Raw genomic sequence first — 24,114 nt, 5'->3', positions numbered from 1 at the left:
GACGTGACCGGGCGCGACACTGCCGTGCCGCGCGTTGCGGCGGCGGGTTTCATTCCGTCGCCGTTTCGGTGGCGGATTCTTCGGCGTCGGCCAGGGCGATGGCGGCCGCACGCTGCGCCAGCGGCTCGGCCGCCCGGATGCGCAGCACGGTCTGGCGCGACGTGCTGAAGCGCCGTGCGGTCTCGCTGACCGAATAGCCTGCCGACAGCGCGCTCAGGATCGCGTGGCGCTGCTCGGGCGTGTGCTTGGGCGGCCGGCCCACCTGGCGCCCCATGGCCTTGGCCGCGGCCAGGCTCTCGCGCACGCGCACGCTGCGGGTGGCGCCTTCGAGCGCGGCCACCGCGCGCAATACCTCGACCGCTTCGGGCGGCATCGCGCTGGCGAGGTCATCGCGCGACAGCTGCACGCAGTACAGCGCCACGCCCAGCAGGCGGAAGCGCCGGACCGTGGCCAGCACTTCGGGCACGCTCCAGCCCAGGCTGCACAGGCGCAGCGCGACCACCGCGTCGCCCGGTTGCACCTGGTGCTGCAGCGCGCGCAGGCGCGGGCGCTGCAGTGCCGGCACCGAGGCGGGCGCGGCCTCCCAGAACACGTGTTGCGGGTCGATGCCATAGCCGGCGGCGCTGGCGGCCTGCAGTTCATCCTGGAGCGCCGACGCTGCATCGGCGCAATTGGAGTAGAGGAAGGTGGTCGGCATGATGGTGTCGGACGGCGCGCGCGCCGCACGCTGGTGAGAGCGGTCCGGGCAGAGGATTCTGTTCCGGCTGGTTGCGCGATAACGCAACGGTTGCCGTAGCTGCCGCAACTTTCATGCCGCGCGTGCCGTCCCCCATCAAAGCGGCGCAACGCTATACCGGCGGGCAAAGGCGATGCGGGCACGCCATGCGCGTCCTCACGCGCCGCCGCGGGCACAATTACAAGGCTTCGCGCAGGAATTGCAATGACCGGCAGGACGGCCCGCCATGCGCGGCCACGGCGCCCGCTGCGGTGCGGGCACGGAATCTGCCTGCCTTGCGGGGCGAAGCCGGAGTGCCGGCTCCCCACCAGGAGAGAACCGTGGACAAGTCGAAGATCCCCGCAGACCAGGCCGAGGCACTCGGTGCCTTGATGGACGACCACCGTGCGGTCAAGAAGCAGTTCAAGGCGTTCAAGGACACCGACGACCGCGACGAGAAGGAATCGATCGCGCTCGACGTGTGCCACCAGCTCACGGTGCACGCCACCATCGAGGAAGAAATCTTCTATCCGGCATTGCGGGGCGTCAGCGAAGAAATCGATGACATGCTGGACGAGGCCCAGGTCGAGCACCAGGTCGCCAAGGACCTGATCGCCGCGATCGAAGAGGATCCCGCCGGCGACATGCTCGAGGCCAGCTTCACGGTGCTGTCGGAATACGTCTCGCACCACGTCGAGGAAGAGGAAGGCGAGCTGTTCAAGAACGTGATCAAGGAAAAGGTCGACCTGCGCGACGTGGCGCAGGCCATGGCCGCGCGCAAGGAAGAGCTGATGCGCGAGACCGCCTGACGCGGTGGTGCCTGACGCGGCGGTTCCGGGCGTGCGCGGCGCCCCGCCGCTTCAGCGGATTTGAAGGACTCGCACAAGCCGGGGTGCCCCACGCGCCCCGGCCGGCCGCTACCATCACTCACTAATTTCCCTGCCGTGCCGTGACTGCCCCATGACCTTTGTCGTGACGGATGCCTGCATCCAGTGCCGCCATACCGACTGCGTCGAAGTCTGCCCGATGTCGTGCTTTCACGAAGGGCCGAACTTCCTGGCCATCGATCCCGACCAATGCATCGACTGCTCGATGTGTGTGCCGTTGTGCCCCGTCGGCGCCATCTATTCCGAGCATGACCTGCCGGAACACCAGCGCCATTTCCTTGCGCTCAACGCCGAGCTGTCGCGACGGCCGGACTGGCTGCCGCTGATGAAGGCGAAGGGGCCGCTGCCGGACCACGAGCGGTGGGCCGGCCATGCTGACCGCCTGTCGTTGCTGCAACGCTAGCGCGGCGGCGTGTCGCGGTAGTCCGGGAAGGCTTCTGGCAAGGTCTGCACGGTGCCGGTCAGGGTGCCGTCATAGCCGGGCAGCGCGTTGACGCGCTGGCGGAAGGCCTCGCTGGTCAGCGCCCCGACCGCGCCGGCCAGCGCCGCGCTGCGCAGCTTGGCGCGCTCGATCGCAAAGAAGTAGCGCTCCTTGATCACCGGCACGAAGGCCAGCCCGAAGCGCCGCGCCGCGGTCTCGACGCCGAAGCCCACGTCGGCCATGCCGCTGCCGATGTACGCCGCCACCGCGGCGTGGGTGAATTCCCCATTGCTGTAGCCCTCGATGCGCGCGCCGTCGATGCCGCGCGCCGCCAGCATCAGGTCCAGCAGCAGCCGCGTGCCGGAGCCGACCTGCCGGTTGACGAAGCGCACTTCGCGCCGGGTCAGGTCTTCGAGCGTATGGATCCCGAGCGGGTTGCCCGGCCGCACGAACAGCCCCTGGCTGCGCACCGCCAGGTGCACCAGGCAGTGGGTCTCGGGCTTGAGCCAGGTGGTGAAGTGGCGCCACATGCCGTGCTCGAACTCGCCCACCGGCACATGGAAGCCGGCGATGTCGCAGGCGCCTTCGGCCAGCGCCGCCACGGCCTCGACGCTGCCGCAGTACTTCAGGTCGTGCCGCACCTGCTGCTCGTCGAGGAAGTCGCGCAGCGCCGCCACCGCAAAGCCGTGGCTGGCATGCAGCCGCGCCGTGGCCTCGGGCTGCGCCATCAGCTTCTTCAGCTCGATCTCCAGCTCGGACGCGAGGCTGTCCAGTGTCGGCGACAGCCGCGCGCCGATCCGCTTGCTGGCCCACACCAGCTGCTGCGCCAGCGGCGTCAGCGCGCTGCCGCGCCCGCGCGTCTTGTCGATCAGCGGGCCGCCGAACAGCGCCTCGGCATCGCGCAGGATGCCCCACGCATAGCGGTACGACAGCGACACCGCCTGGGCCGACTGGCTGATGCTGCCGGATTCGCCGATATGGCCGAGCAGGGCCACCAGCCGGGACACGTCCAGCGGCTCGGCGCCCGGCCGGGCGTCGTCCCGGATTTGCAGGTGAGGCTGGATCGAGATACGGATCATATGTAGAAAATAGCTTATTGAAGGCCCGCTGTCACTCTCATATAGTCCGCCTAACGGGCGAAACGGCGATCCGGTAGCCCGGAAATAGGAAAAAAATAGCATATAAGCGGGATCCGGCAGGCACTTTGGCCGGTCCTGGCGAGCCCTCACAGGAGACGCCATGCCAGACATCGCCCCCCACGCACCCCGTGCCCCCGGCGCCGCGGCATCGCCCGATGCCGCGCACATCGCCGCCATCGTCGCGGCACGCCAGCACATGCCGGGCGCCTTGTTGCCGATCCTGCACGAGATCCAGGACACCCAGGGCTTTATTCCCGACACCGCCGTGCCCGTGATCGCGCGCGCGCTGAACCTGTCGCGCGCCGAGGTCCACGGCGTGATCACCTTCTACCATCACTTCCGCCAGCAGCCCGCCGGCCGCCACGTGGTGCAGGTGTGCCGCGCCGAGGCGTGCCAGGCGGTCGGCGCCGAGGCGCTGGCCGAGCACGCGCAGCGCGCGCTGGGTTGCGGTTTCCATGGAACCAGCGCGGACGGACAGGTGACGCTGGAGCCGGTCTATTGCCTGGGCCAGTGCGCCTGCGGCCCGGCGGTGATGGTCGGCGAGCAGCTGCACGGCTATGTCGATGCGGCGCGCTTCGACGCGCTGGTGCGCGCGCTGCGCGCACCGTCCACCCCCGCAGAAGCGGAGGCGCAGGCATGAGCACCGTTACCACCCTCTTCGTGCCGCGCGACTCGACCGCGCTGGCGCTGGGCGCCGACGAGGTCGCGCACGCCATCGCCCGCGAAGCCGCCGCGCGCGGCGAGGCCGTGCGCATCGTGCGCAACGGTTCGCGCGGCATGTTCTGGCTCGAGCCGCTGGTCGAGGTGCAGACCGCTGCCGGCCGCGTGGCCTACGGCCCGGTCGGCGCGGCCGACGTGCCGGGGCTGTTCGACGCCGGCCTGTTGCAGGGCGGCGCGCACGCGCTGGCACACGGCCCGACCGAGCAGATCCCGTTCCTGCAACGGCAGGAGCGCCTGACCTTCGCCCGGGTCGGCATCACCGACCCGCTGTCGCTGGACGACTACCGCGCGCACGAGGGCTACGCCGGCCTGGAACGCGCGCTGGCGATGCCGCCCGCCGGGATCGTGCAGGAAGTCACCGACTCCGGCCTGCGTGGCCGCGGCGGCGCGGCGTTCCCGACCGGCATCAAGTGGAAGACCGTGCTCGGCGCCCAGTCCGCAACCAAGTACATCGTCTGCAATGCCGACGAAGGCGACTCCGGCACCTTCTCCGATCGCATGGTGATGGAAGACGACCCCTTCATGCTGATCGAAGGCATGACCATCGCCGGCCTGGCGGTCGGGGCGGAGCAGGGCTACATCTACTGCCGTTCCGAATACCCGCACGCGATCGCCGTGCTGGAAAGCGCGATCGGCATCGCCAGCGCCGCGGGCTGGCTCGGCGACGACATCCGCGGCAGCGGCCGGCGCTTTCATCTCGAAGTGCGCAAGGGCGCCGGCGCCTATGTCTGCGGCGAGGAAACCGCGCTGCTGGAAAGCCTGGAAGGCCGGCGCGGCGTGGTGCGCGCCAAGCCGCCGCTGCCGGCGCTGAAGGGGCTGTTCGGCCAGCCCACGGTGATCAACAACGTGATCTCGCTGGCCACGGTGCCGGTGATCCTGGCGCGCGGCGCGCAGTACTACCGCGACTTCGGCATGGGCCGCTCGCGCGGCACGCTGCCGTTCCAGCTGGCCGGCAACATCCGGCATGGCGGGCTGGTGGAGAAGGCGTTCGGCGTCACGCTGCGCGAGCTGCTGGTCGACTACGGCGGCGGCACCCGCAGCGGCCGCGCGATCCGTGCGGTGCAGGTGGGCGGGCCGCTGGGTGCCTACCTGCCCGAGTCGCGCTTCGACGTGCCGCTGGACTACGAAGCCTATGCCGCGTTCGGCGGCGTGGTCGGCCACGGCGGCATCGTGGTGTTCGACGAGACCGTCGACATGGCGAAGCAGGCGCGCTACGCGATGGAGTTCTGCGCGATCGAATCGTGCGGCAAATGCACGCCGTGCCGGATCGGCTCGACCCGCGGCGTCGAAGTGATGGACCGCATCATCGCCGGCGAGCAGCCGGTGCGGCATGTGCAGCTGGTGCGCGACCTGTGCGACACCATGCTCAACGGCTCGCTATGCGCGATGGGCGGCATGACGCCGTACCCGGTGCTGTCCGCGCTGAACGAATTCCCCGAGGACTTCGGCCTCGCATCCAATCCGGCCAGGGCCGCCTGAGCCAGGTCCGTCAGAGACACGGGAGACAAACCGCCATGAACGCCCGCAACGAGATTGATTTCGGCACACCCGCCAGCCTTTCCACCGAACTGGTCACGCTGGAGGTCGACGGCGTCAGCGTCACCGTGCCGGCCGGCACGTCGGTGATGCGCGCCGCGATGGAGGCGCAGATCGCCGTGCCCAAGCTGTGCGCCACCGATACCCTGGAAGCGTTCGGCTCGTGCCGGCTGTGCCTGGTCGAGATCGAAGGGCGGCGCGGCTATCCGGCCTCGTGCACCACGCCGGTGGAAGCCGGCATGAAGGTGAAGACCCAGAGCGACAAGCTTGCCGACCTGCGCCGCGGGGTGATGGAGCTGTATATCTCCGACCACCCGCTCGATTGCCTGACCTGCCCCACCAACGGCAACTGCGAGTTGCAGGACATGGCCGGCGTGGTCGGCCTGCGCGAGGTGCGCTACAACGACGGCGGTCCGGACGCGGCCCCGATCGCCACGCACACGCAGATGAAAAAGGATGAGTCCAATCCCTACTTCACCTACGATCCCTCCAAGTGCATCGTCTGCAACCGCTGCGTGCGCGCCTGCGAGGAAACCCAGGGCACCTTCGCGCTGACCATCAGCGGCCGCGGCTTCGATTCGCGCGTCTCGCCCGGCACCAGCCAGCCGTTCATGGAGTCGGACTGCGTCTCGTGCGGCGCCTGCGTGCAGGCGTGCCCGACCGCGACGCTGACCGAAACCTCCATCATCAAGCTGGGCCAGCCTTCGCACAGCACCGTGACCACCTGCGCCTATTGCGGCGTGGGCTGTTCGTTCAAGGCCGAGATGAAGGGCAATGAAGTGGTGCGCATGGTGCCGTACAAGGACGGCAAGGCCAACGAGGGCCATGCCTGCGTCAAGGGCCGCTTTGCCTGGGGCTACGCCACGCACAAGGACCGTATCCTCAAGCCGATGATCCGGGCGAAGATCACCGACCCGTGGCGCGAGGTGTCGTGGGAAGAGGCGATCGACTATGCCGCGTCCGAATTCAAGCGGATCCAGGCCAGGCACGGCAAGGACTCGATCGGCGGCATCGTGTCGTCGCGCTGCACCAACGAAGAGGGCTACCTGGTGCAGAAGCTGGTGCGCGCGGCGTTCGGCAATAACAACGTCGACACCTGCGCGCGCGTGTGCCATTCGCCGACCGGCTACGGGCTGAAGCAGACCCTGGGCGAATCGGCGGGCACGCAGACCTTCAAGTCGGTCGAGAAGGCCGACGTGATCATGGTGATCGGCGCCAACCCGACCGATGGCCACCCCGTGTTCGCCTCGCGCATGAAGAAGCGCCTGCGCGCCGGCGCCAAGCTGATCGTGGTCGACCCGCGCCGCATCGACCTGGTAGATTCGCCGCATATCCGCGCCGACTTCCACCTGCAGCTGCGCCCGGGCACCAACGTCGCGCTGGTGACATCGCTGGCGCACGTGATCGTTACCGAAGGCCTGCTCAACGAAGCCTTTATCGCCGAGCGCTGCGAGGACCGCGCGTTCGGGCAGTGGCGCGACTTTGTCGCGCTGCCGGAGAACTCGCCAGAGGCCATGGAGAGCGTCACCGGCATCCCCGCCGACCAGCTGCGCGGCGCGGCGCGCCTGTATGCGACCGGCGGCAACGCCGCGATCTACTACGGCCTGGGCGTGACCGAGCACGCGCAAGGCTCGACCACCGTGATGGGAATCGCCAACCTTGCCATGGCCACGGGCAATATCGGCCGCGAGGGCGTGGGCGTGAACCCGCTGCGCGGGCAGAACAACGTGCAGGGCTCGTGCGATATCGGCTCGTTCCCGCATGAACTGCCGGGCTATCGCCACGTGTCGGACTCGACCGTGCGCGGCCTGTTCGAAGATGCCTGGAATGTCGAGATCAGCCCCGAGCCGGGCCTGCGCATTCCCAACATGTTCGAGGCCGCGCTGGCGGGCAGCTTCAAGGGCCTGTACTGCCAGGGCGAGGACATCGTGCAGTCGGACCCGAACACCCAGCACGTGTCCGAGGCGCTGTCGTCGATGGAATGCATCGTGGTGCAGGACATCTTCCTGAACGAGACCGCCAAGTACGCGCACGTGTTCCTGCCGGGCTCGTCGTTTCTGGAAAAGGACGGCACCTTCACCAACGCCGAGCGCCGCATCTCGCGCGTGCGCAAGGTGATGCCGCCCAAGGCGCGCTATGCCGACTGGGAGGCCACCATGCTGCTGGCCAATGCGCTCGGCTACCCGATGGACTACCAGCATCCGTCCGAGATCATGGACGAGATCGCGCGGCTGACGCCGACCTTCGCCGGCGTCAGCTACCAGCGCCTGGAGCAGTTGGGCAGCATCCAGTGGCCGTGCAATGCCGACGCGCCGGAAGGCACGCCGACCATGCATATCGATGCCTTCGTGCGCGGCAAGGGCAAGTTCATCATCACCAGGTATGTGCCTACCACCGAGAAGATCACGCGCGCCTTCCCGCTGATCCTGACCACCGGGCGCATCCTGTCGCAGTACAACGTCGGCGCGCAGACGCGCCGCACCGACAACGTCTACTGGCATGCCGAGGACCGGCTCGAGATCCACCCGCACGATGCCGAAGAGCGCGGCATCAAGGACGGCGACTGGGTCGGGGTGCAGAGCCGTGCCGGCGACACCGTGCTGCGCGCCATTGTCAGCGAGCGCATGCAGCCGGGCGTGGTCTACACCACCTTCCACTTCCCCGAGTCGGGCGCCAACGTGATCACCACCGACAACTCGGACTGGGCCACCAACTGCCCCGAGTACAAGGTCACCGCGGTGCAGGTGCTGCCGGTGGCGCAGCCGTCGGCATGGCAGCGCGAGTACCAGGACTTCAACGCCACGCAGCTGCGGCTGCTGGAGGCGGCCAGCGCCGACCCGGCGCAGGCCGCGGGCTGAGCGGAGGGGAATGCGATGCTGCGCTGCATGCAGTCGCCGGAACGCGATCCGGTCGCGGCCGATGACGCCGCAAGCCCGACCCACAGCACCTTCGCCGTCAACCGCTGGCGCGGCGGCGAGCTGATGCTGGGACCCGACGAGGTGGCCGAGGAGGTGCCGGTGGCGCTGGAGTACAACGGCATCTCGCATGCGGTGATGCTGGCCACGCCGGCCGACCTGGAAGACTTCGCGCTCGGCTTCAGCCTGAGCGAAGGCATCGTCGGCAGCGCGCGCGAGGTCTACGACATCGAGGTCGACACGCGCGCGCACGGCATCGCCGTGCAGCTGGAGATCGCCTCGGAAGCCTTCATGCGTCTCAAGGACCGGCGCCGCACGCTGGCCGGGCGCACCGGCTGCGGGCTATGTGGCACCGAATCGCTGGAACAGGTGATGCGCACGCCGGCGCCGGTGCACAGCACGGCGAGCTTCCATACCGACGTGATCCAGGCCGCCTTCGTGCAGCTGCAGCTGCGCCAGGCCTTGCAGCGCCATACCGGCGCGACCCATGCCGCCGCCTGGCTGCGCGCCGACGGCCATGTCGCGCTGGTGCGCGAGGACGTGGGCCGCCACAACGCGCTCGACAAGCTGGCCGGCGCGCTGGCCCGCAGCGGTGAAGACATCGCCAGCGGCGCGGTGCTGGTGACCAGCCGCGCCAGCTATGAAATGGTATTGAAGACCGCCGCGATCGGCGCGGGCGTGCTCGCGGCCGTTTCCGCACCGACCGCGCTGGCCGTGCGGCTTGCCGAACAGACCAGCATTACCCTGGCAGGCTTCGTGCGTCCCGGCGCGCACGTGGTCTATGCCCACCCCCAACGACTGCAGCACGACAGCACCCAAGAGAGCCTGGCATGAAGATCGACAACCTTGTCACCATGGCCAACCAGATCGGCAGCTTCTTCGAAGCCATGCCCGATCGCGACGAGGCCGTCGCGGATATTGCCGGGCATATCAAGCGCTTCTGGGAGCCGCGCATGCGCAGGGCACTGCTCGGGCACGTCGATGCCGATGCCGGCAGCGGGCTGCTGGAGATCGTGCGGGAGGCGCTGGGCCGGCACCGCGCCATGCTCGAGTAGCAGGCGCAGCGACGCGCTTGCCGGCGCGGCTCAGCGCAGGCGCAACGGCTCCAGCAGGGCGCCGTCGTACTCGCCGCGCGAAATCCGCCCCAGGTCCAGCATGCGTTGCAGGATATACACCTGCCGCTGGCGCGCGCGCCGGGGATTGGCCACCGGGTTGTTGGCCGAGGGCGCCTTGGGCAGGCCCGCCAGCATCGCGCACTCGGCCAGCGTCAGCTGGTCCAGCCGCTTGCCGAAGTAGGTCTGCGCGGCATCGGCAAAGCCATAGGCACCCTGTCCCAGGTAGATCTTGTTCAGGTACAGCTCGAGGATCTCGTCCTTGCTGAGGGCTTTTTCGATGCGGTAGGACAGCAGCACCTCATACAGCTTGCGCGTGTAGGTCTTCTCCCGCGACAGGTAGAAATTGCGCGCGACCTGCATGGTGATGGTCGACGCCCCCTGCGACAGCTCGTCCGACAGGTTGGCCACGCCGGCGCGGATCACGCCGACATAATCGATACCGTCATGCAGGTAGAAGCGTTCGTCCTCGATCGCCACCACGGCCTCGGTCAGCGCGCGCGGCATCTTGCCGATGGGCACGTAGTCCGGCGTATCGCGGAAGGCGGTGAGCGCGTCGAGCGACGGCAGCTGCCGGTTGGCGGCGAGAATGGCGATGGCGGCCAGCAGCGCGCCGCCGATCGCGGCGAGCAGCAGCAGCTTGAACAGGGCGGAGCACAGGCGTTTCATGGCGCGTATTGTGCCAGCCGCCACGCGCCCCGCGCGAGCCCGAGGGTTTGCGGGTTTGCTTACACCCAGAAGGCCTGGGCGGCAGTCCGCATGCGTTGATGCCGGCGCTGCGCCGGGCCGCCTGATGCACGAGCCGGAGTGATCTGAAATAATTGGAGCCGACCATGAAGGTGCCGGCGTACCGCGCGCGCTGACACGACCGCACCGGTACCGGTACGCCGGACAACGACAAACTGGAAAGAACAATGCTCAAGTGGCTTCAACGCGCGGCCTGCCCGCATGCCCTCGCGGCCATGCCGCCAACACCGGCGGCGACCGGCGCCGTGCCGGACATGTTGGACATGCCGGACGTGCCGGACCTGGTGTTCGAGCGCATCAGCAACGCGCGCGACCTGGGCGGACTGGTGGGCGCGGACGGGCGCCGCGTGCGCCACGGCCGGCTCTACCGCAGCGGCAACCCGGCGCTGGCGAGCGACGCCGACCTGCAGCGGCTGCAGGCGCTCGGGCTCGACATGGTGGTGGATTTCCGCTCGCCCGGCGAGAAGTCTGCGGGCGAAGCGGCGTTCGGCCAGCGCTTCCGCTGGCAGGCGGTGCCGGTGCTGGAAGGCAGCATGGCGATGGACGTGCTGATGCCGCGCCTGCGCGCCAGCACGCCGGCGCAGATGGATGCCTTCATGCTCGAGGTGTACCGCGATTTCCCGGTGCGCTACCGCGCAGCCTTCGGCGGCTTCATGCAGACCGTGCAGGGCGGCCAGACGCTGCTGTTCCACTGCACCGCGGGCAAGGACCGCACCGGCTTCGCCGCGCTGCTGTTGCTGGCCGCACTGGGTGTCGGCCAGGACGATATCCTGGCCAATTACCTGGAGTCGAACCAGCGCAACGCGCAGTTCAATGCGGCCGCGCTGGCGCAGATGGGCGGGCTCGGGGTCGATGCCGCGGTGATGATGCCGCTGCTGGAAGTCCGGGCCAGCTATCTCGACGCGTCGATGCAGGCCATCGACGCGGGCTGGGGCAGCGTCGCCAACTACCTGTGCGACGCGCTGCAGGTCGACGTCGCGCAGCTGCGCGCGCACTACCTGGCCGGCTGAGTCGGGCCGAGCCCGGAATCGGATTACCATAATCGCGTTTCGGACTTCATTGCGGTGCCGGCCAGCGGCGCCCGATCCCCAATGCTTGAACTCCAGGGAGCCATCTGGTTCCGCTCCGGCTCGCAGGACTGGGGCGGCAAGGACCGCATCGCGCTGCTCGCCGCCATCGGCGAGCACGGCTCGATCACGGCCGCCGCGCGCGCCGTCGGCATCAGCTACAAGGCGGCGTGGGACGCCATCGACGCGATGAACAACAGCGCCGGCGAGCCGCTGGTGGTGCGCGCCGCGGGCGGCAAGGGCGGCGGCGGCACGCGCCTGACCGCGCGCGGCGACCAGCTGATCCGCACCTATCGCGCGCTCGAGGACGAGCACCGGCGCTTCGTCGCGCAGCTGTCGCGGCTGGGCGAGGGCGCGGCCGACGATATCCACCTGATGAGGCGAATGATGATCAAGACCAGTGCGCGCAACAAGCTGTTCGGACGCGTGGCCAGCGTCAAGGGCGGCGCGGTCAACGACGAGGTGGTGCTGGAGCTGGCCGGCGGCCAGCGCATCGTCGCCACCATCACGCACGAGAGCGTCGAGACGCTGGAGCTGGCCGAGGGCGTGGAGGCATTTGCGCTGATCAAGGCGTCGTCGGTGCTGGTGGGGCTGCCCGAGCCGGGCCTGCGGCTGTCGGCGCGCAACCAGCTGGCGGGCGTGGTGGCGCGCGTGATGCCCGGCGCGGTGAACGCCGAGGTGGTGATCGAACTCGACGGCGGCGGCACGGTCGCCGCGATCGTCACCAACGGCAGCGTCGAGGCGCTGGGACTGCAGGCCGGCGTGGCCGCGGTGGCTGTATTCAAGGCCTCGAGCGTGATCCTCGGCGTGATGGGATGACTGCCGTGGCGTGCAATAATGGCCGCCCCGAAAGCATGTCGTTTCCCCCGCAATGCACGCCGCGCTGGCTGGCTTTTCCCTCGGTCTTTCCCTGATTCTTGCCATCGGTTCCCAGAATGCCTTCGTGCTGCGGCAAGGCCTGCGGCGCGAGCATGTATTCTGGGTCTGCCTGGTGTGCGCGTTGTCGGATGCATTGCTGATCCTGCTGGGCGTGTCGGGCTTTGCCGTGATGATCCGCACGCTGCCGTGGCTGGGCGAGGCGATGCGCTATGGTGGCGCGGCCTTCCTGCTCTGGTATGGCGCGCGCAGCTTCATCGCGGCGTGGCGCTCGAACGCGGTGCTGGACCCGAGCGATGCCGCGCCGCGGCCGCTGGCGCCGACGCTGGCCGTGTGCCTGGCCTTCACCTGGCTCAATCCGCATGTGTATCTCGACACGGTGATGCTGATCGGCTCGGTATCGACCCAGTTCGCGGGCCACGCGCGTGAATTCGCCACGGGCGCCATGACGGCCTCGTTCCTGTTCTTCTTCGCGCTGGGCTATGGCGCCGCGCTGCTGCGGCCGGTGTTTGCGCGGCCACGGGCGTGGCAGGTGCTGGAGGTGGTGATCGGCATCACCATGTGGGTGATTGCCGCGCGTTTGCTGATGGCTTGAACGAAAGGAGCGCGGATGTCGGCCTACGTCGACCTGCTGCGCGCCGCTCAGGCCACGCGCGCCGACACCGGCGCGTAGACCGGCGGGTGGTGGCGGCTGGTGCCGCTGCCGAAGATGCGGCCTTCGCGGATTTCGAGCACGTGGTCGCCCAGCGCCTCGACGTCGGCGGGATCGTGCGAGATCACCAGCATCGGCACGTCGAGGCTGGCCTGCAGCGTGCGCAGCTCCGCCCGCATGCGCGCGCGCAGCGCCGGGTCCAGCGCCGAGAACGGTTCATCCAGCAGGACGATGTCGGGCTGCGCCACCAGTGCGCGCGCCAGCGCCACGCGCTGTTTCTGGCCGCCGGAAATCTCCGCCGGGTAATTGCCGGCGATGTCGGCCAGGCCGAAGGCATCGATCCAGCGCTGCGCCTGCGGATGCACGGCACCGCGGCGCGGATTGCGCCAGCCGCGCGCCAGGCCGAAGCCGATGTTCTGGCCCACGGTCAGGTGCGGGAACAGCGCATATTCCTGGAACAGGTAGGCCACGCGGCGTTCCTGCGGGCGCACGTCGATGCCGGCGTCGGCGTCGAACAGCGTGCGGCCGTTCAGCACGATGCGGCCGCTGTCCGGCGCCAGCAGGCCGGCGATGGCGCGCAGCGTCAGGCTCTTGCCGGCGCCCGAGGGGCCGAACAGCGCAATGCGCCGGCTGGCCGAGTCGAAGTCGATATCCAGTGCGAAGTGGCGGTCGGCCGAGACCATCTGCTTGCGGATGCTGACGTGCATGCTCATGGCGATATGCGAGTCCCTGGCGTTAGCGGACGCGCGGACGCAAGCGCCGGCGTTCGTAGAGTTCAGCGGGATTGCGCGCGGCTGCCGGCACCAGGCGTCCGGCAATCACCAGCAGCAGCACGCAGGTGACGGAAGTCACCAGCACCAGCAGGTTGGCGGTGTTGTCGTCGCCGGCCTGGACCGCCTCGTAGATGGCCACCGACAGTGTCTGCGTGCGCCCGGGCAGGTTGCCCGCGATCATCAGCGTGGCGCCGAATTCGCCCAGCGCGCGCGCAAACGCCAGCAGTACGCCGGCGATGATGCCGCGCGCCGCCAGCGGCAGCGTAACGCGGAAAAAGATGCCGGCTTCGGACACGCCCAGCACGCGCGCGGCGTTTTCGAGCTGGTGGTCCACGCCTTCAAAGGCGGCGCGCGCGGACTTCAGCACCAGCGGGAAGGCGACGATGGTCGAGGCCAGCACCGCGCCCTGCCAGGTAAAGACCAGTTCGATGCCGAGGCGCGCCAACCACTCGCCGAACACGCCGCGGCGTCCCACCAGCACCAGCAGGTAATAGCCCAGCACCGTCGGCGGCAGCACCAGCGGCAGCGTCAGCACCGCGTCGACCACGTCGCGCAGCGGCGAGCGCCAGCGCGCCAGCGCCCAGGCCGCGCCGACGCCGAGCACGGCGTTCAGCGCGGTGGCCCAGCCGGCCACCTTCAGCGACAGCAGCAGCGGTACCCAGACGGCATCCATGGCGTGCGCGGCGCGGCCTCAGGGCTTGTGGAAGCCGAAGCGCGACAGGATCGCCTGGCCGGCCGGCGAGGCGACATAGTCGACGAACTGCGCCGCTTCCTTCGGCTGGCGCGCCTGGCTGGTGACCGCGATCGGGTAGGTCACCGGCGTGCGGCTGGGCACCCGAACCGCCACTCTGACCTTGTCCGGCATCACGGTGGCGTCGGTAGCAAAGACGAAGCCGGCCTCGACCTCGCCGCGCGCGACGTAGTCCAGGCTCTGGCGCACGTTCTGCGCCGGCACGCCCTTGGCGGCAACCGCGTCCCACAGCCCGGCCGCTTCCAGCGCGCCGCGGGTGTAGCGGCCCACCGGCACCGAGGCCGGGTTGCCATAGGCGATGCGGCGGACTTCGGGGCGCGTCAGGTCCTGCAGCGAGGCGATCGGCAGCTTGCTGTCGGCCGGCACGATCAGCACCACCTGGTTGGCGGCGAAGTTGCGGCGCGAGCCCGACGCGATCACCTTCTCGGCCTCGGCCTTGTTCATTGCCTCCTGGTCTGCCGAGGCGAACACATCGGCCGGCGCGCCCTTGACGATCTGCTGCATCAGCACGTCCGAGGCGCCGAAGTTCAGCACCACCTGCGTGCCGGGGTGGGCGCGCTGGTAGGACTCGGCCAGCGCCTTGAAGGCGTTGGTCAGGCTGGCCGCGGCGGACACCACCAGGTCGGCGGCGAAGGCGGGCGGGGCGGCCAGCGCCAGCATCGCGGCGGCGGCCAGCAGCAGCCCGCGGCGGCGGGAACGGAAGGCAGGCATCGGAATCCTCGGGAAGCGGCCGCCGGCATGCATGGGCAGGCGCGGCAGGGCCGGAGCGGGTGGACTGTCAGGCGCAATATACGTCTGTATATAGCGGGGCGTCAATGATGCGCCATGACAGGCGTCACGGGTATTCCAACCGGGATAAGTGCTGTATCCGGGGCTGCGAATGAGCCCCGAGGTGGATCGGCTGGCGCCTGGCCGGCGCCAGCCCTGCCGGCTTCAGGCCGGCGGCGTGCCTTCCTTGAACATGGATTTCAGCTGGCTGCGCAGCTCAGGCGTGTCCTGATGCTTGTGCACCGCCACCGCATGCTGGACCGCGGCTTCGAGCAGTTCGTCCTCGCTGTCGGCGCTCAGCGCGACCGTGCAGTGGGTGTCGCTCGGAAACTCGCGGCAATCGATAAACTTGCGTGCCATGATGCCTCCTGACGCCGGCCCGCAGGTGGGCTGGAGCCGGTGCCTCCAGTATAGGCACGCGGTCCTTGTCGGTTGGTGCCCTAGAGCACCGGCGTCAGCACCTTGCCGCCGGCCAGGAACGCGTCGAGGTTCTGTAGCGTCAGCGCGGTCATGGCGGCGCGCGTCTCGTGCGTGCCGCTGGCCATGTGCGGCGCCAGCACAACCTGGTCCATCGCCAGCAGCGCCGGCGGCACGTTGGGCTCGTCCTGGAACACATCGAGGCCCGCGCCGCCCAGCCGGCCTTCGGCCAGTGCCGCGACCAGCGCCGCCTCGTCGACCACGCTGCCACGCGAGACGTTGACCAGGATGCCGCGCGGGCCGAGCGCGTCGAGGATTTCGCGCGAGACCAGCCCCACGGTCGACGGTCCGCCGACGGTTGCCACCACCAGGAAATCCGCCCACGTTGCCAGCGCCTTCAGGTCCGCTTCGAAGCGCCACGGCGCGCCGGCGCGCGGGCGGCGGTTGTGGTAGGCGATCTCCATGTCGAAGCCCAGCGCGCGCCGCGCGACGATCTCGCCGATGCGGCCCAGCCCGAGGATGCCCAGCTTCTTGCCGGAGACCCGCGTGGTCAGCGGGAAGCCGCCCTGCGGCCAGCGCCCGGCGCGCACGAAGCGGTCGCCATGGGCGATGCCGCGTGCCGCGTCGAGCAGCAGCCCGAAGGCGAGGTCGGCAACGCAGTCGTTGAGCACGTCGGGCGTGTTGCTGACCTGGATGCCGCGCGCACGGGCGGCGTCCAGCGCGATCGCGTCATAGCCGACGCCGAAGCTGACGATGGCTTCCAGGCGCGGCAGCGCATCGATCAGCGCGGCACTGCAGCCGTGGCGCGCCGAGGTCACCACCACGCGCACCTGCTGCCCCTCGCTGCGCGCCCACGCCAGCGGATCGGCCTGCTGCCACAGCGCCGCGGCGCCGTACTGTTGTTGCAGGGTGGCATTGGTCTGCGGCGCGAGCGGGCCGACCTGGAGGATCTGGGAAGCGGGCATGGGGACGAGGAGGTCGAGGCGTGACGGGCAATGGTAGCGCAAGGGCGCGGCCCGCGTCGGCGCCCGGCCGGCCGCCTGCGCGCAAGCTGTGCGATGTTCGGGCGGTGGCCGCGTACCACCGGCGCGGGCCGCGGGTTATGCTGCAAGCCTCGCGGCCCGGCGCCGCACCCACGCTTCTTCCACGTGCCATGACCACCATCTACCTCGCCGGCTTTGACGTGTTCCGCAAGGACGCGCGCGCCTGGGGCGAGCATCTCAAGGCGCTGTGCGCGGCGCATGGCTTCACCGGCCTGTATCCGCTCGACCAGTCCGCCCCCGCAGGCCTGTCCGGCCCCGACACCGCACGCTGGATCTATGACGCCAACATCGCGCTGCTGCGGCGCGCCGACCTGGTGATGGCCAACCTGGATGACTTCCGCGGCCCGGGCGAAGCGGATTCCGGCACGGCCTTCGAAGTCGGCTTTGCGGTGGCGCTGGGCAAGCCCGTATGGGCCTACAGCGCCGATGCCGGCACGCTGCGCGAGCGCGTCACGGTGGCCACCGATGCCGACGGCACGCCGCTGGATGCGTGCGGGTTTACCGTCGAGGACTTCGGGCTCGGCAAGAACCTGATGCTGGCGTGTCCGGTCCGGCTGGTGCAGGGCGGGGCGGCCGAATGCCTGGCGGCCATGGCCGCGGCCCGGCACGACCTCGACGCGGCCCTCGGTAGCGGCGGCTAGCGCCGCAGCGCCTGCACGCCGGCCGCGATATCGTTGGCGGTACTCGCGACGATCTCGCGATACGCCGCGACCACGCCGTCGACCGCGCCCGGCGCCGACAGCTCGGCCTGGGTCCTGCCGCTGACCACCTTGCCATCGGGCAGCCGGCGTACGGTCCAGTTGATGGTGGCGCCGGCACGCTGGCCCACGTCGGCGTCCAGGCGCAGCACTTCGGTGGTGATGCGGTACAGCGGCTGCACGTCGGACAGCCCCTGCTGGTAAGTGTCGACCGCGCCCAGCGTGGCCTGCAGGCGCTGCGACAGCGCATCGCGCAGCTCGTCGGGCAGCGGCGAGGACCAGCGCGACAGGTCCAGCAGGCGCACGCCGGCATCGCTTCCGCTGTCGTTACCGTTGCGGCCATCGCGCACCACCAGCTGCGGCCGGTTGAGGCGCTCCGGCACGCGCACCGGTGCCACTTCCAGCCACAGCGTGTCCGTCGACGGGGCGGTTGCCGGCGCCGGCGCCGCCACGGCGCCCGGGCCTTGCGCCAGCGTGTAGTAGCGCGGCTCGGGCGAGGCGCAGCCAGCCAGCACCGCCGCGGCGGCGCTTGCGCAGACCAGGGTGAGCGGAAGGCGCTTCATCATTCTTTCTCCGGCTTGCCGCGCAGCAGCGCTTCAGGGTGGCGTTCAAGGTAGTCGGTCAGCGTGCGCAGCGACGTGGCGGTGCGCGTCAGCTCCTGCAGCATGCGGCGCGTGTCCTGCTGCAGCGGCGCGTCCGACGCCAGCGTGCCGTTGGCCGCGGTCAGGGTCTTGCGTGCGTCCTGCAGCGCGGCCAGCACCTGCGGCGCGACATCGCCGTTGAGCTGCTGCACCAGCTTGTCGGCGCTGGCCAGGGTCTGGTTCAGGCTCGTCACCGTGGTGCGCAGGTCCTGGCCGATCTGGTCGAACGGCACCTTGTCGATGCGGTTGACGATGTCGCCCACCTGCGCCTGCAGCTGGTCGAACGCGCCCGGCGTGGTGGCGAACTCCGGAATCGGCGCGTCCAGGTCAACCTTGGCCGGCGCCGCCTTCGGGAAGAAATCGAGCGCCACGTAGAGCTGCCCGGTGAGCAGGTTGCCGGTGCGCAGCTGCGCGCGCATGCCCCGCTGCAGCAGGCCCTGGATGATCTTGCGCGCGCGTTCGCGGTCTTCGACGTCGCGTTCGCGGAAGCCCATGCGCGACGGGTACAGCTCGACCACCACCGGCATGCGGAAGGCGCGCTTCTCGCGCTGGAACTCGATGCCGATCGAGCGCACCTGGCCCACCACCACGCCGCGGAAGTCCACCGGCGCGCCCGGCGACAGCCCGCGCACGGACTGGTCGAAATTGAGCACCGCCAGCGTCGGCGCCAGCTCTTCCGGCTCCTTCATCGCCTCGCCCTGGTCGCCGGCCAGCAGGAACTGGGTGTTTTCGGCGGCGGCGTCGGTGGCGGTGGTGTGGTCAGGGGCCTGGAACGCGACGCCGCCCAGCAGCACCGTCACCAGCGATTGCGTCGACAGCTTGAGCCCGCCGGCATCGAGCTTGAGGTCGACCCCGCTGGCATGCCAGAAGCGCGTGTCGGCGGTGACCAGCTTGTCGTAGGGCTTGTTGACGAACACGCGCAGCGTGATGTCGCGCCCGTTGGGGTCGAGCTGGTAGGCCACCACCTGGCCCACCAGCACGCGCCGGTAGTAGACCGGCGAGCCGATATCGAGCGAGCCCAGCTCGGACGCGCGCAGCACGAACTGCTTGCCGGAAGCGTCGGTGGTCACCACCGGCGGCACTTCCAGGCCCTTGAAGTCGCGCGCGGATTCCGTTGACTTGCCCGCGTCGACGCCGATATAGGCGCCCGACAGCAGCGTCTCCAGCCCCGACACGCCGCTGGCCGCGAAGCGCGGGCGCACCACCCAGAAGCGGGTATCGGCGACGGCGAAATTCTCGGCGTCCTTGGTCAGGTCGATCGTCGCCACCACATGCGAGCGGTCGCGCGCCAGGCGCACCGACTTGACCAGGCCGATGTCGACGTCCTTGTAGCGCACCGCGGTCTTGCCCGGCGTAAGGCCTTCGGCGGTGCGGAAGCTGACGGTGATCTCGGGCCCGCGCGAGGCCAGCGTATGCATCAGCAGCGAAATCCCGACCACCGCGGCGACGATCGGGATCAGCCATACCAGCGAGGGCAGCCAGCGCGCGCGGCGCCGGCGTTCGGGCCGGGGCAGGCCGGACGGAGGCGACGAAGGCGGGGATGGCGGCGGGGAGGGCGGCATGGCACCCGCCGGGGCTTGGTTGTCAGTGTCGGGCATTGTCAGGTTCCAGCGAATCCCACAGCAGGCGCGGATCGAAGCTGAGCGAGGCCAGCATGGTCATGACCACGACCGCGCCGAAGGCGAGCGCGCCGCCGCCGGGGATGATGGTGGCCAGCGCCCCGGCCCGCACCAGCGAGGCCAGCAGCGCCACCACGAAAATATCGAGCATCGACCAGCGGCCGATCACCTCCACCAGGCCGTACAGCCGGGTCTGCTGCCGGATCCGCCAGCTCGAGCGGAAATGCACCGACAGCAGCAGGAAGGTCAGGATCACCATCTTCAGCAGCGGCACCACGATGCTGGCGACCAGCACCAGCACCGCCAGCATGTGCGAGCCGGACAGCCACAGGTAGATCACGCCCGACAGGATGGTGTCCTGCTGCGTGCCGAGGATGGACTGCGTCACCATCACCGGCAGCATGTTGGCAGGAATATAGAGGATGTACGCGGCCAGCAGGAAGGCCCAGGTACGCGCCAGGCTGTCGGGCTTGCGATGGTGCAGGATGGCGCCGCAGCGCGGGCAGGGCGCGCCTTCCAGCGTGCGCGGGCTGACCAGGTCGCACGCGTGGCACGACACCAGGCCGAGCCGGCTGGCGGTGGGCACCTGCGGCAGCGGGGTGTTCTCGTCGTCGTCGGTCAGTTCCGCCACCACCTCGCGCGCTAGCTGGCGCGGACGGGCCAGGCGGCCAGGGGGCGGCGGCGGTCTCTGCGGTCGCGTCATCGGCGCTCCCCGTCCGCCGCCGCGGCCTTGTCATCGGGCGTTTCCAGATAGCGCCACAGGTCGCGCGGATCGAACGACAGCATCGCCGCCAGCACGATCACCAGCGCGGCGAACGACCACAGCGCAATGCCCGGCAGCACGCGCGCCATGGTCGAGAGCTTCACCAGCGTCACCAGCACGCCGATCATGAAGACCTCGATCATGCCCCAGGGGCGGGTCTGGCGGATGCCGCGCACGATTCGGTCGAAGCCGGCCGGCATGCGGTGCTGCGCCATTGGCACCAGCAGGTAGATCATCATCAGCAATTCGGACAGCGGGAACAGGATGGTGGTGGCGAACACCAGCGCCGCCACCAGCGCCATCTGGTCCGCATACAGCGCCTGTACCGCGCCCAGCAGCGTGGTCTGGGTGCGCACCCCTTTCAGGTCCATCTCGACGATGGGGTAGGCGTTGGAGATCAGGAACAGGATCAGCGCGGTGATCACCAGCGGCAGCAGGCGGTGGTAGTGGCGCCGGCTCTCGCGGTAGAGCTGGCCGCCGCAGCGCAGGCACAGCGCGCGCTCGCCGGGCGAGATCGGGGTGCGCTCGTAGACGGCGTCGCAGTATTCGCAGGCCACCAGCCGGTGCAGCGCGGCCGGCGAGGTGTCGTGCAGGGCGGTGTCCGGCGGAGCCGGGGGTACGTCGTGTGCCGCCATCAGCCGGATCGCTTGCCGGTGGTGGCCGGCGGCACATCGGGGTTGTCGACCACGGCCGGGGCCGATGCCGGAGCGGGCGCCGCGCCCGTTGCCGGCGCGGATGCTAGCGCCGCGCCCTGCTGCAGGTCGCGCTGCAGCTCGCCCTGCGAGCCGATGGTCCAGTCGCGCAGCAGGGCATAGGCCACCGCCAGCAAGGTCGGGCCGATGAACACGCCCAGGAAGCCGAACGCCAGCGCGCCGCCGAGCACGCCCAGCATGATCCAGATCAGCGGCATGCCGGTGCCCTTGCTGATCAGCAGCGGCTTGACGATGTTGTCGGCCATGCTGACCACGCCCACGCCCCACACCACCAGGAAGATGGCCCAGCCGGTGGCGCCGGTGTGGTACAGCCACAGCGCCGCCGGCAGCCACACCAGCGGCGGCCCGACCGGCACCACCGACAGGAAGAAGGTGACGAAGCCGAGGATGGCGGCGCCCGGTACGCCCGCGATCCACAGGCCGATGCCGGCCAGCACGGCCTGGATGAAGGCGGTGCCCAGCACGCCGTAGACCACGCCCTTGACGGTGCTGCCCGCCAGTTCCAGCAGGTGGTCGGCGCGCTCGCCGGCGATGCGGCGCATGCCGGCGCGCAGCCAGGCGATGGCGAACTCGCCGCCGGTGTAGAAGAAGAACGCCAGGATGATCGACAGCGCCAGCTGCCCCAGCCCGGCCCCGATCGACAGCCCCGCGCCGAGCAGCACGTGGCCGACCGGCGCGATCAGCTTGCGCACGTTGGCGACCATCTCGGAATCGGCATTGATCAGGCCGTCCCATGAGCTCTGCAGGTAGCCGCCGACATAGGGCAGGCTGCTCAGCCACAGCGGCAGCTGTGGCAGCCCCTGCTCCATATAGCGGTCGACCAGCGCGGCGAGGTCATCCAGGTGCGCGGAGAAGCTGGCGCCGGCATAGACGAACGGGCCCAGCACGATCACCGTCGCCAGCAGCACGCAGATCAGCGCGGCCAGGCCGCGGCGGTTGCCGAGCCAGCGCGACAGCACGGTATAGGGGTGCCAGGAGCTGAACGCCAGGATCGCGCCCCACAGCAGGGCCGTGGTAAACGGCGCCAGCACCAGCAGCGAGCCGCCGATCAGAACGATCAGCGCGAAGACGGCGGCGATTTTTTCGATCAACTGGCCGGAACTCATGGTTGGGGGGTCTCCGTTTGTCCCTGGGGGTTTGGGTGTGACGGGGACGGCGTAAATATAGCTTATGGAGGGTGGGGGGCTGGGAAAGGGGGGCGGCGCGGTTGATGACATGCTGTCGGCCTTTGAACCGCGTGGTTCCGCCCTCCTGGGCGGGTCACTTTTTGGCCGAGCGCCAAAAAGTAACCAAAAAGCGCGTTTACTGCCCTGCGGGCGGCATGTCTTATCGTAGTGTGCCTGGGGGTTTTCGTACGGGGCTTTGCTTCCTCACATAGCGGGACTGCCTGCCGCGGTGGTGCGCGACGGTGGGAGGGGCGTTGGAATGATGGTTGAACGAGCCCAGAGCGCGGAGTGGCCCCTGCTGCTGGTCTTGTCGTAGGAACGCCTACGGCTGCTGCGCCGGCCCTATCGCGGGGCGTGGGCTCTGGCACGGTACGCTTCGCTGCGCTCGCTTGGCGCTGCCGGCCTGTGACCGGGGCTGGCGAAATCGCGCAAAGGCCAAATGCCCGGCCAGCGCAATTGTGCCCGCGCAGCAGCCGTAGGCGTCCCCGCGATACGGCCGGCAGCAGGCTGCCTACACCCTCATTGGGATTGTCCAATAGTGGGTGATCGCAGGCACCCCCCTTGACTCACATAGCGTAGCAGGGCCGAACGGGCACCCACGCCCAAACGGAAAGCACCACCGTCCGAACCACCAACGCCGTGGAATTGATTGCCAGCCGCACAGGCGACGCGCTTTTTGGTTACTTTTTGGCGCTCCGCCAAAAAGTGACTCGCCGGCTACGCCGGCGAAACAGCCGCGTCCGCGAAGAGCGACGACCCACCGCCTGGCATCAAGCCAAACACCCGCGCCAGTCCTTTAATCCGGTACCGCCATCACCCCACTCTTCAACAACGCCGCCACCAGATCCGACTGCGTCACCATCCCCACCACGCGCCGCTGATCGTCGATCACCGGCGCATGATGCAGCCCGCCATCGGAAAACGCCTGCGCCAGTTCCACCATCGGCTGCTCGGGCCGCGCCGTGACCACGGCATGTGTCATCAGGTTGCGCACGGTGCCGGCCAGACGCCGCGCGCCGGTATCGCGCTGTGCCGCAAAAAAGTCGCTTTGCGTGACGATCCCCACCAGCTTGCGCGTTGCATCCACCACCGGCAGCGCCTTGATGCGGTGCCGCGACAGCAGGTGCCCGGCTTCATGCGCGGGCTGGTCGGGCGTCACCGTGATCACGTCCCGCGACATGATTTCGCCGCACAGCACGTTGCCGAAATGGCGGCGATAGGCGCGGAGTTGCGCCGCGACCAGGATCTGCTCGAGGTCGTCTTCCTCGATATCCAGGAATTCGCCGCGCACCTTCAGTGCCGCATCCAGGTCCGCGCGGGTGACGCCGACGCGCTGGGTGGGCGGAAGGTCCTTGGTGCCATGCTGCACCGCGGGTTCGGGCGGACGATGCGGGTAGCGCCGGCGCGACAGGTTGTTGAAGGCCAGCGCCATCATCAGCATCAGCATCGAATTGAACAGCACCGGCACCGCCACGAAGCCGAAGCCCAGCGCACTGACCGCCGGCCCGCCGAAGACGGCGGTGATGGCCACCGCGCCGCTGGGCGGATGCACGCAATGGAACTGGAACATCAGGGCGATGGCGACGGCCACCGCGACGGCGGCGGCAAGGCCGGGGTCGGGAATCCAGCGCGCGCAGGCCACGCCGACCACCCCGGCGATCAAGTTACCGCCGATGATCGACCACGGCTGCGCCAGCGGCGACGACGGCACCGCGAACAGCAGCACCGCCGAGGCGCCCATCGGCGCGACGAACCAGGGGTTGAAGCCGCCCAGAGTCTGGTGGCTGATCCATTCCGTGCACAGCAGGCCCAGCAGGGCACCGAAGCAACTCTTGAGGCGCTCCTTGCGGCTGGCGGCGACCGGCAAGGGAACGAATGTGCGCAGCCAGGCACGGGCGTTATGCGCCAGGGCGGAGACGGGGGCGGTTGGCATTCTTGTGACGGGGGGCGCTTTGGAATGGTGCACGTAATATAT

The 24,114-nt window shown here is 69.4% G+C and carries 25 protein-coding genes; 11 read left to right on the top strand and 14 right to left on the bottom strand.

Translation table 11 applies throughout. The features are described from left to right. Positions 1-49 precede the first annotated feature (49 nt). Positions 50-697, bottom strand: a complete 648-nt coding sequence (locus MKD38_RS03125; protein WP_252674599.1) for a recombinase family protein — start codon at positions 695-697, stop codon at positions 50-52. A gap of 359 nt (positions 698-1,056) precedes the next feature. Here MKD38_RS03125 and MKD38_RS03120 point away from each other — a divergent pair, with 359 nt between their 5' ends. Then, a complete protein-coding gene (locus MKD38_RS03120; RefSeq protein WP_252674598.1) occupies positions 1,057-1,524 on the top strand; it encodes a hemerythrin domain-containing protein in 468 nt (155 codons plus the stop codon). A 151-nt stretch (positions 1,525-1,675) separates the two neighbouring features. Further along, on the top strand, positions 1,676-2,005 hold the full coding sequence (fdxA, locus tag MKD38_RS03115) for a ferredoxin FdxA (RefSeq protein WP_252674597.1): 330 nt from the start codon (positions 1,676-1,678) through the stop codon (positions 2,003-2,005). Here fdxA and MKD38_RS03110 read toward each other — a convergent pair. Next, complete coding sequence (locus MKD38_RS03110; RefSeq protein ID WP_111518648.1) at positions 2,002-3,102, bottom strand: substrate-binding domain-containing protein; 1,101 nt, start codon at positions 3,100-3,102, stop codon at positions 2,002-2,004. The two genes, fdxA and MKD38_RS03110, sit on opposite strands and share 4 nt — an antisense overlap. A gap of 160 nt (positions 3,103-3,262) precedes the next feature. On the opposite strand from MKD38_RS03110, the gene MKD38_RS03105 reads away from it, so the two are divergent. Genes MKD38_RS03105 through MKD38_RS03085 form a run of 5 tightly spaced genes read left to right on the top strand, consistent with a single transcriptional unit; the run spans position 3,263 to position 9,388 of the window. Next, positions 3,263-3,802, top strand: a complete 540-nt coding sequence (locus MKD38_RS03105; RefSeq protein ID WP_252674596.1) for a formate dehydrogenase subunit gamma — start codon at positions 3,263-3,265, stop codon at positions 3,800-3,802. Next, on the top strand, positions 3,799-5,361 hold the full coding sequence (locus tag MKD38_RS03100) for a formate dehydrogenase beta subunit (RefSeq protein WP_252674595.1): 1,563 nt from the start codon (positions 3,799-3,801) through the stop codon (positions 5,359-5,361). The genes MKD38_RS03105 and MKD38_RS03100 overlap by 4 nt, the downstream gene beginning before the upstream one ends. 35 nt (positions 5,362-5,396) lie before the next feature. Next, a complete protein-coding gene (fdhF, locus tag MKD38_RS03095; RefSeq protein WP_252674594.1) occupies positions 5,397-8,276 on the top strand; it encodes a formate dehydrogenase subunit alpha in 2,880 nt (959 codons plus the stop codon). Positions 8,277-8,291: 15 nt separating this feature from the next. Beyond that, the gene (gene fdhD, locus MKD38_RS03090; RefSeq protein WP_252674593.1) at positions 8,292-9,167 is read left to right on the top strand and encodes a formate dehydrogenase accessory sulfurtransferase FdhD; all 876 of its coding nucleotides are present in this window, start codon (positions 8,292-8,294) and stop codon (positions 9,165-9,167) included. Next, positions 9,164-9,388: a formate dehydrogenase subunit delta gene (locus MKD38_RS03085; RefSeq protein WP_252674592.1), complete on the top strand. Its 225-nt coding sequence runs from the start codon at positions 9,164-9,166 to the stop codon at positions 9,386-9,388. Before fdhD ends, MKD38_RS03085 begins: the two co-directional genes overlap by 4 nt. 30 nt (positions 9,389-9,418) lie before the next feature. Here MKD38_RS03085 and MKD38_RS03080 read toward each other — a convergent pair whose 3' ends face one another. Further along, the gene (locus tag MKD38_RS03080; protein ID WP_252674591.1) at positions 9,419-10,114 is read right to left on the bottom strand and encodes a transglycosylase domain-containing protein; all 696 of its coding nucleotides are present in this window, start codon (positions 10,112-10,114) and stop codon (positions 9,419-9,421) included. 245 nt (positions 10,115-10,359) lie between these two features. On the opposite strand from MKD38_RS03080, the gene MKD38_RS03075 reads away from it, so the two are divergent. The 3 genes from MKD38_RS03075 (at position 10,360) to MKD38_RS03065 (ending at position 12,730) form a co-directional block, all read left to right on the top strand. Beyond that, positions 10,360-11,202: a tyrosine-protein phosphatase gene (locus MKD38_RS03075; protein ID WP_252674590.1), complete on the top strand. Its 843-nt coding sequence runs from the start codon at positions 10,360-10,362 to the stop codon at positions 11,200-11,202. A gap of 81 nt (positions 11,203-11,283) precedes the next feature. Continuing rightward, positions 11,284-12,078 (top strand): TOBE domain-containing protein, encoded by a 795-nt coding sequence (locus tag MKD38_RS03070; RefSeq protein ID WP_252674589.1) that lies wholly within the window; start codon positions 11,284-11,286, stop codon positions 12,076-12,078. 52 nt (positions 12,079-12,130) lie between these two features. Beyond that, on the top strand, positions 12,131-12,730 hold the full coding sequence (locus MKD38_RS03065) for a LysE/ArgO family amino acid transporter (RefSeq protein ID WP_252674588.1): 600 nt from the start codon (positions 12,131-12,133) through the stop codon (positions 12,728-12,730). Between the two features lie 47 nt (positions 12,731-12,777). Here the strand turns inward: MKD38_RS03065 and MKD38_RS03060 are convergent, their stop codons facing one another. The 5 genes from MKD38_RS03060 to MKD38_RS03040 all read right to left on the bottom strand — a co-directional run bounded on the left by MKD38_RS03060 (position 12,778) and on the right by MKD38_RS03040 (position 16,461). Then, positions 12,778-13,500: an ATP-binding cassette domain-containing protein gene (locus tag MKD38_RS03060; RefSeq protein WP_252674587.1), complete on the bottom strand. Its 723-nt coding sequence runs from the start codon at positions 13,498-13,500 to the stop codon at positions 12,778-12,780. Between the two features lie 22 nt (positions 13,501-13,522). Further along, the gene (gene modB, locus MKD38_RS03055) at positions 13,523-14,233 is read right to left on the bottom strand and encodes a molybdate ABC transporter permease subunit (protein ID WP_115706113.1); all 711 of its coding nucleotides are present in this window, start codon (positions 14,231-14,233) and stop codon (positions 13,523-13,525) included. Between the two features lie 18 nt (positions 14,234-14,251). Further along, complete coding sequence (gene modA, locus MKD38_RS03050; RefSeq protein ID WP_252674586.1) at positions 14,252-15,022, bottom strand: molybdate ABC transporter substrate-binding protein; 771 nt, start codon at positions 15,020-15,022, stop codon at positions 14,252-14,254. 222 nt (positions 15,023-15,244) lie between these two features. Further along, on the bottom strand, positions 15,245-15,439 hold the full coding sequence (locus MKD38_RS03045; RefSeq protein ID WP_062797129.1) for a DUF1059 domain-containing protein: 195 nt from the start codon (positions 15,437-15,439) through the stop codon (positions 15,245-15,247). 80 nt (positions 15,440-15,519) lie between these two features. After that, positions 15,520-16,461, bottom strand: coding sequence for a 2-hydroxyacid dehydrogenase (locus MKD38_RS03040; protein ID WP_252674585.1), 942 nt, complete (start codon positions 16,459-16,461; stop codon positions 15,520-15,522). A gap of 188 nt (positions 16,462-16,649) precedes the next feature. On the opposite strand from MKD38_RS03040, the gene MKD38_RS03035 reads away from it, so the two are divergent. Further along, positions 16,650-17,180, top strand: a complete 531-nt coding sequence (locus MKD38_RS03035; RefSeq protein ID WP_252674584.1) for a nucleoside 2-deoxyribosyltransferase — start codon at positions 16,650-16,652, stop codon at positions 17,178-17,180. On the opposite strand, the gene MKD38_RS03030 is transcribed toward MKD38_RS03035, so the two are convergent. The 6 genes from MKD38_RS03030 to MKD38_RS03005 all read right to left on the bottom strand — a co-directional run bounded on the left by MKD38_RS03030 (position 17,177) and on the right by MKD38_RS03005 (position 24,072). After that, a complete protein-coding gene (locus MKD38_RS03030; RefSeq protein WP_252674583.1) occupies positions 17,177-17,803 on the bottom strand; it encodes a PqiC family protein in 627 nt (208 codons plus the stop codon). The two genes, MKD38_RS03035 and MKD38_RS03030, sit on opposite strands and share 4 nt — an antisense overlap. Next, positions 17,800-19,476 (bottom strand): PqiB family protein, encoded by a 1,677-nt coding sequence (locus MKD38_RS03025; protein ID WP_252674582.1) that lies wholly within the window; start codon positions 19,474-19,476, stop codon positions 17,800-17,802. The genes MKD38_RS03030 and MKD38_RS03025 overlap by 4 nt, the downstream gene beginning before the upstream one ends. Then, the gene (locus MKD38_RS03020) at positions 19,463-20,200 is read right to left on the bottom strand and encodes a paraquat-inducible protein A (protein WP_252674581.1); all 738 of its coding nucleotides are present in this window, start codon (positions 20,198-20,200) and stop codon (positions 19,463-19,465) included. Before MKD38_RS03020 ends, MKD38_RS03025 begins: the two co-directional genes overlap by 14 nt. Continuing rightward, positions 20,197-20,895 (bottom strand): paraquat-inducible protein A, encoded by a 699-nt coding sequence (locus MKD38_RS03015; RefSeq protein ID WP_252674580.1) that lies wholly within the window; start codon positions 20,893-20,895, stop codon positions 20,197-20,199. Before MKD38_RS03015 ends, MKD38_RS03020 begins: the two co-directional genes overlap by 4 nt. Beyond that, complete coding sequence (locus MKD38_RS03010) at positions 20,895-22,079, bottom strand: AI-2E family transporter (protein ID WP_252674579.1); 1,185 nt, start codon at positions 22,077-22,079, stop codon at positions 20,895-20,897. Before MKD38_RS03010 ends, MKD38_RS03015 begins: the two co-directional genes overlap by 1 nt. A gap of 856 nt (positions 22,080-22,935) precedes the next feature. Beyond that, on the bottom strand, positions 22,936-24,072 hold the full coding sequence (locus MKD38_RS03005) for an HPP family protein (protein ID WP_012351965.1): 1,137 nt from the start codon (positions 24,070-24,072) through the stop codon (positions 22,936-22,938). Positions 24,073-24,114: the final 42 nt, after the last annotated feature.

This window comes from Cupriavidus sp. WGlv3 (assembly GCF_023952475.1).
Taxonomy (GTDB): Bacteria; Pseudomonadota; Gammaproteobacteria; order Burkholderiales; family Burkholderiaceae; genus Cupriavidus; species Cupriavidus phytorum.
Note: the sequence above shows the minus strand (reverse complement) of the source record. Positions and strands in the feature narration are given on the sequence as shown.

What these genes read in the sequence shown, in the direction of transcription:
- MKD38_RS03125 (WP_252674599.1), bottom strand. Translation starts at nt 697, where the DNA reads ATGCCGACCACCTTCCTCTACTCCAATTGCGCCGATGCAGCGTCGGCG.
- fdxA (WP_252674597.1), top strand. Translation starts at nt 1,676, where the DNA reads ATGACCTTTGTCGTGACGGATGCCTGCATCCAGTGCCGCCATACCGAC.
- MKD38_RS03110 (WP_111518648.1), bottom strand. Translation starts at nt 3,102, where the DNA reads ATGATCCGTATCTCGATCCAGCCTCACCTGCAAATCCGGGACGACGCC.
- MKD38_RS03105 (WP_252674596.1), top strand. Translation starts at nt 3,263, where the DNA reads ATGCCAGACATCGCCCCCCACGCACCCCGTGCCCCCGGCGCCGCGGCA.
- MKD38_RS03100 (WP_252674595.1), top strand. Translation starts at nt 3,799, where the DNA reads ATGAGCACCGTTACCACCCTCTTCGTGCCGCGCGACTCGACCGCGCTG.
- fdhF (WP_252674594.1), top strand. Translation starts at nt 5,397, where the DNA reads ATGAACGCCCGCAACGAGATTGATTTCGGCACACCCGCCAGCCTTTCC.
- fdhD (WP_252674593.1), top strand. Translation starts at nt 8,292, where the DNA reads ATGCTGCGCTGCATGCAGTCGCCGGAACGCGATCCGGTCGCGGCCGAT.
- MKD38_RS03085 (WP_252674592.1), top strand. Translation starts at nt 9,164, where the DNA reads ATGAAGATCGACAACCTTGTCACCATGGCCAACCAGATCGGCAGCTTC.
- MKD38_RS03080 (WP_252674591.1), bottom strand. Translation starts at nt 10,114, where the DNA reads ATGAAACGCCTGTGCTCCGCCCTGTTCAAGCTGCTGCTGCTCGCCGCG.
- MKD38_RS03075 (WP_252674590.1), top strand. Translation starts at nt 10,360, where the DNA reads ATGCTCAAGTGGCTTCAACGCGCGGCCTGCCCGCATGCCCTCGCGGCC.
- MKD38_RS03070 (WP_252674589.1), top strand. Translation starts at nt 11,284, where the DNA reads ATGCTTGAACTCCAGGGAGCCATCTGGTTCCGCTCCGGCTCGCAGGAC.
- MKD38_RS03065 (WP_252674588.1), top strand. Translation starts at nt 12,131, where the DNA reads ATGCACGCCGCGCTGGCTGGCTTTTCCCTCGGTCTTTCCCTGATTCTT.
- MKD38_RS03060 (WP_252674587.1), bottom strand. Translation starts at nt 13,500, where the DNA reads ATGAGCATGCACGTCAGCATCCGCAAGCAGATGGTCTCGGCCGACCGC.
- modB (WP_115706113.1), bottom strand. Translation starts at nt 14,233, where the DNA reads ATGGATGCCGTCTGGGTACCGCTGCTGCTGTCGCTGAAGGTGGCCGGC.
- modA (WP_252674586.1), bottom strand. Translation starts at nt 15,022, where the DNA reads ATGCCTGCCTTCCGTTCCCGCCGCCGCGGGCTGCTGCTGGCCGCCGCC.
- MKD38_RS03045 (WP_062797129.1), bottom strand. Translation starts at nt 15,439, where the DNA reads ATGGCACGCAAGTTTATCGATTGCCGCGAGTTTCCGAGCGACACCCAC.
- MKD38_RS03040 (WP_252674585.1), bottom strand. Translation starts at nt 16,461, where the DNA reads ATGCCCGCTTCCCAGATCCTCCAGGTCGGCCCGCTCGCGCCGCAGACC.
- MKD38_RS03035 (WP_252674584.1), top strand. Translation starts at nt 16,650, where the DNA reads ATGACCACCATCTACCTCGCCGGCTTTGACGTGTTCCGCAAGGACGCG.
- MKD38_RS03030 (WP_252674583.1), bottom strand. Translation starts at nt 17,803, where the DNA reads ATGATGAAGCGCCTTCCGCTCACCCTGGTCTGCGCAAGCGCCGCCGCG.
- MKD38_RS03025 (WP_252674582.1), bottom strand. Translation starts at nt 19,476, where the DNA reads ATGCCCGACACTGACAACCAAGCCCCGGCGGGTGCCATGCCGCCCTCC.
- MKD38_RS03020 (WP_252674581.1), bottom strand. Translation starts at nt 20,200, where the DNA reads ATGACGCGACCGCAGAGACCGCCGCCGCCCCCTGGCCGCCTGGCCCGT.
- MKD38_RS03015 (WP_252674580.1), bottom strand. Translation starts at nt 20,895, where the DNA reads ATGGCGGCACACGACGTACCCCCGGCTCCGCCGGACACCGCCCTGCAC.
- MKD38_RS03010 (WP_252674579.1), bottom strand. Translation starts at nt 22,079, where the DNA reads ATGAGTTCCGGCCAGTTGATCGAAAAAATCGCCGCCGTCTTCGCGCTG.
- MKD38_RS03005 (WP_012351965.1), bottom strand. Translation starts at nt 24,072, where the DNA reads ATGCCAACCGCCCCCGTCTCCGCCCTGGCGCATAACGCCCGTGCCTGG.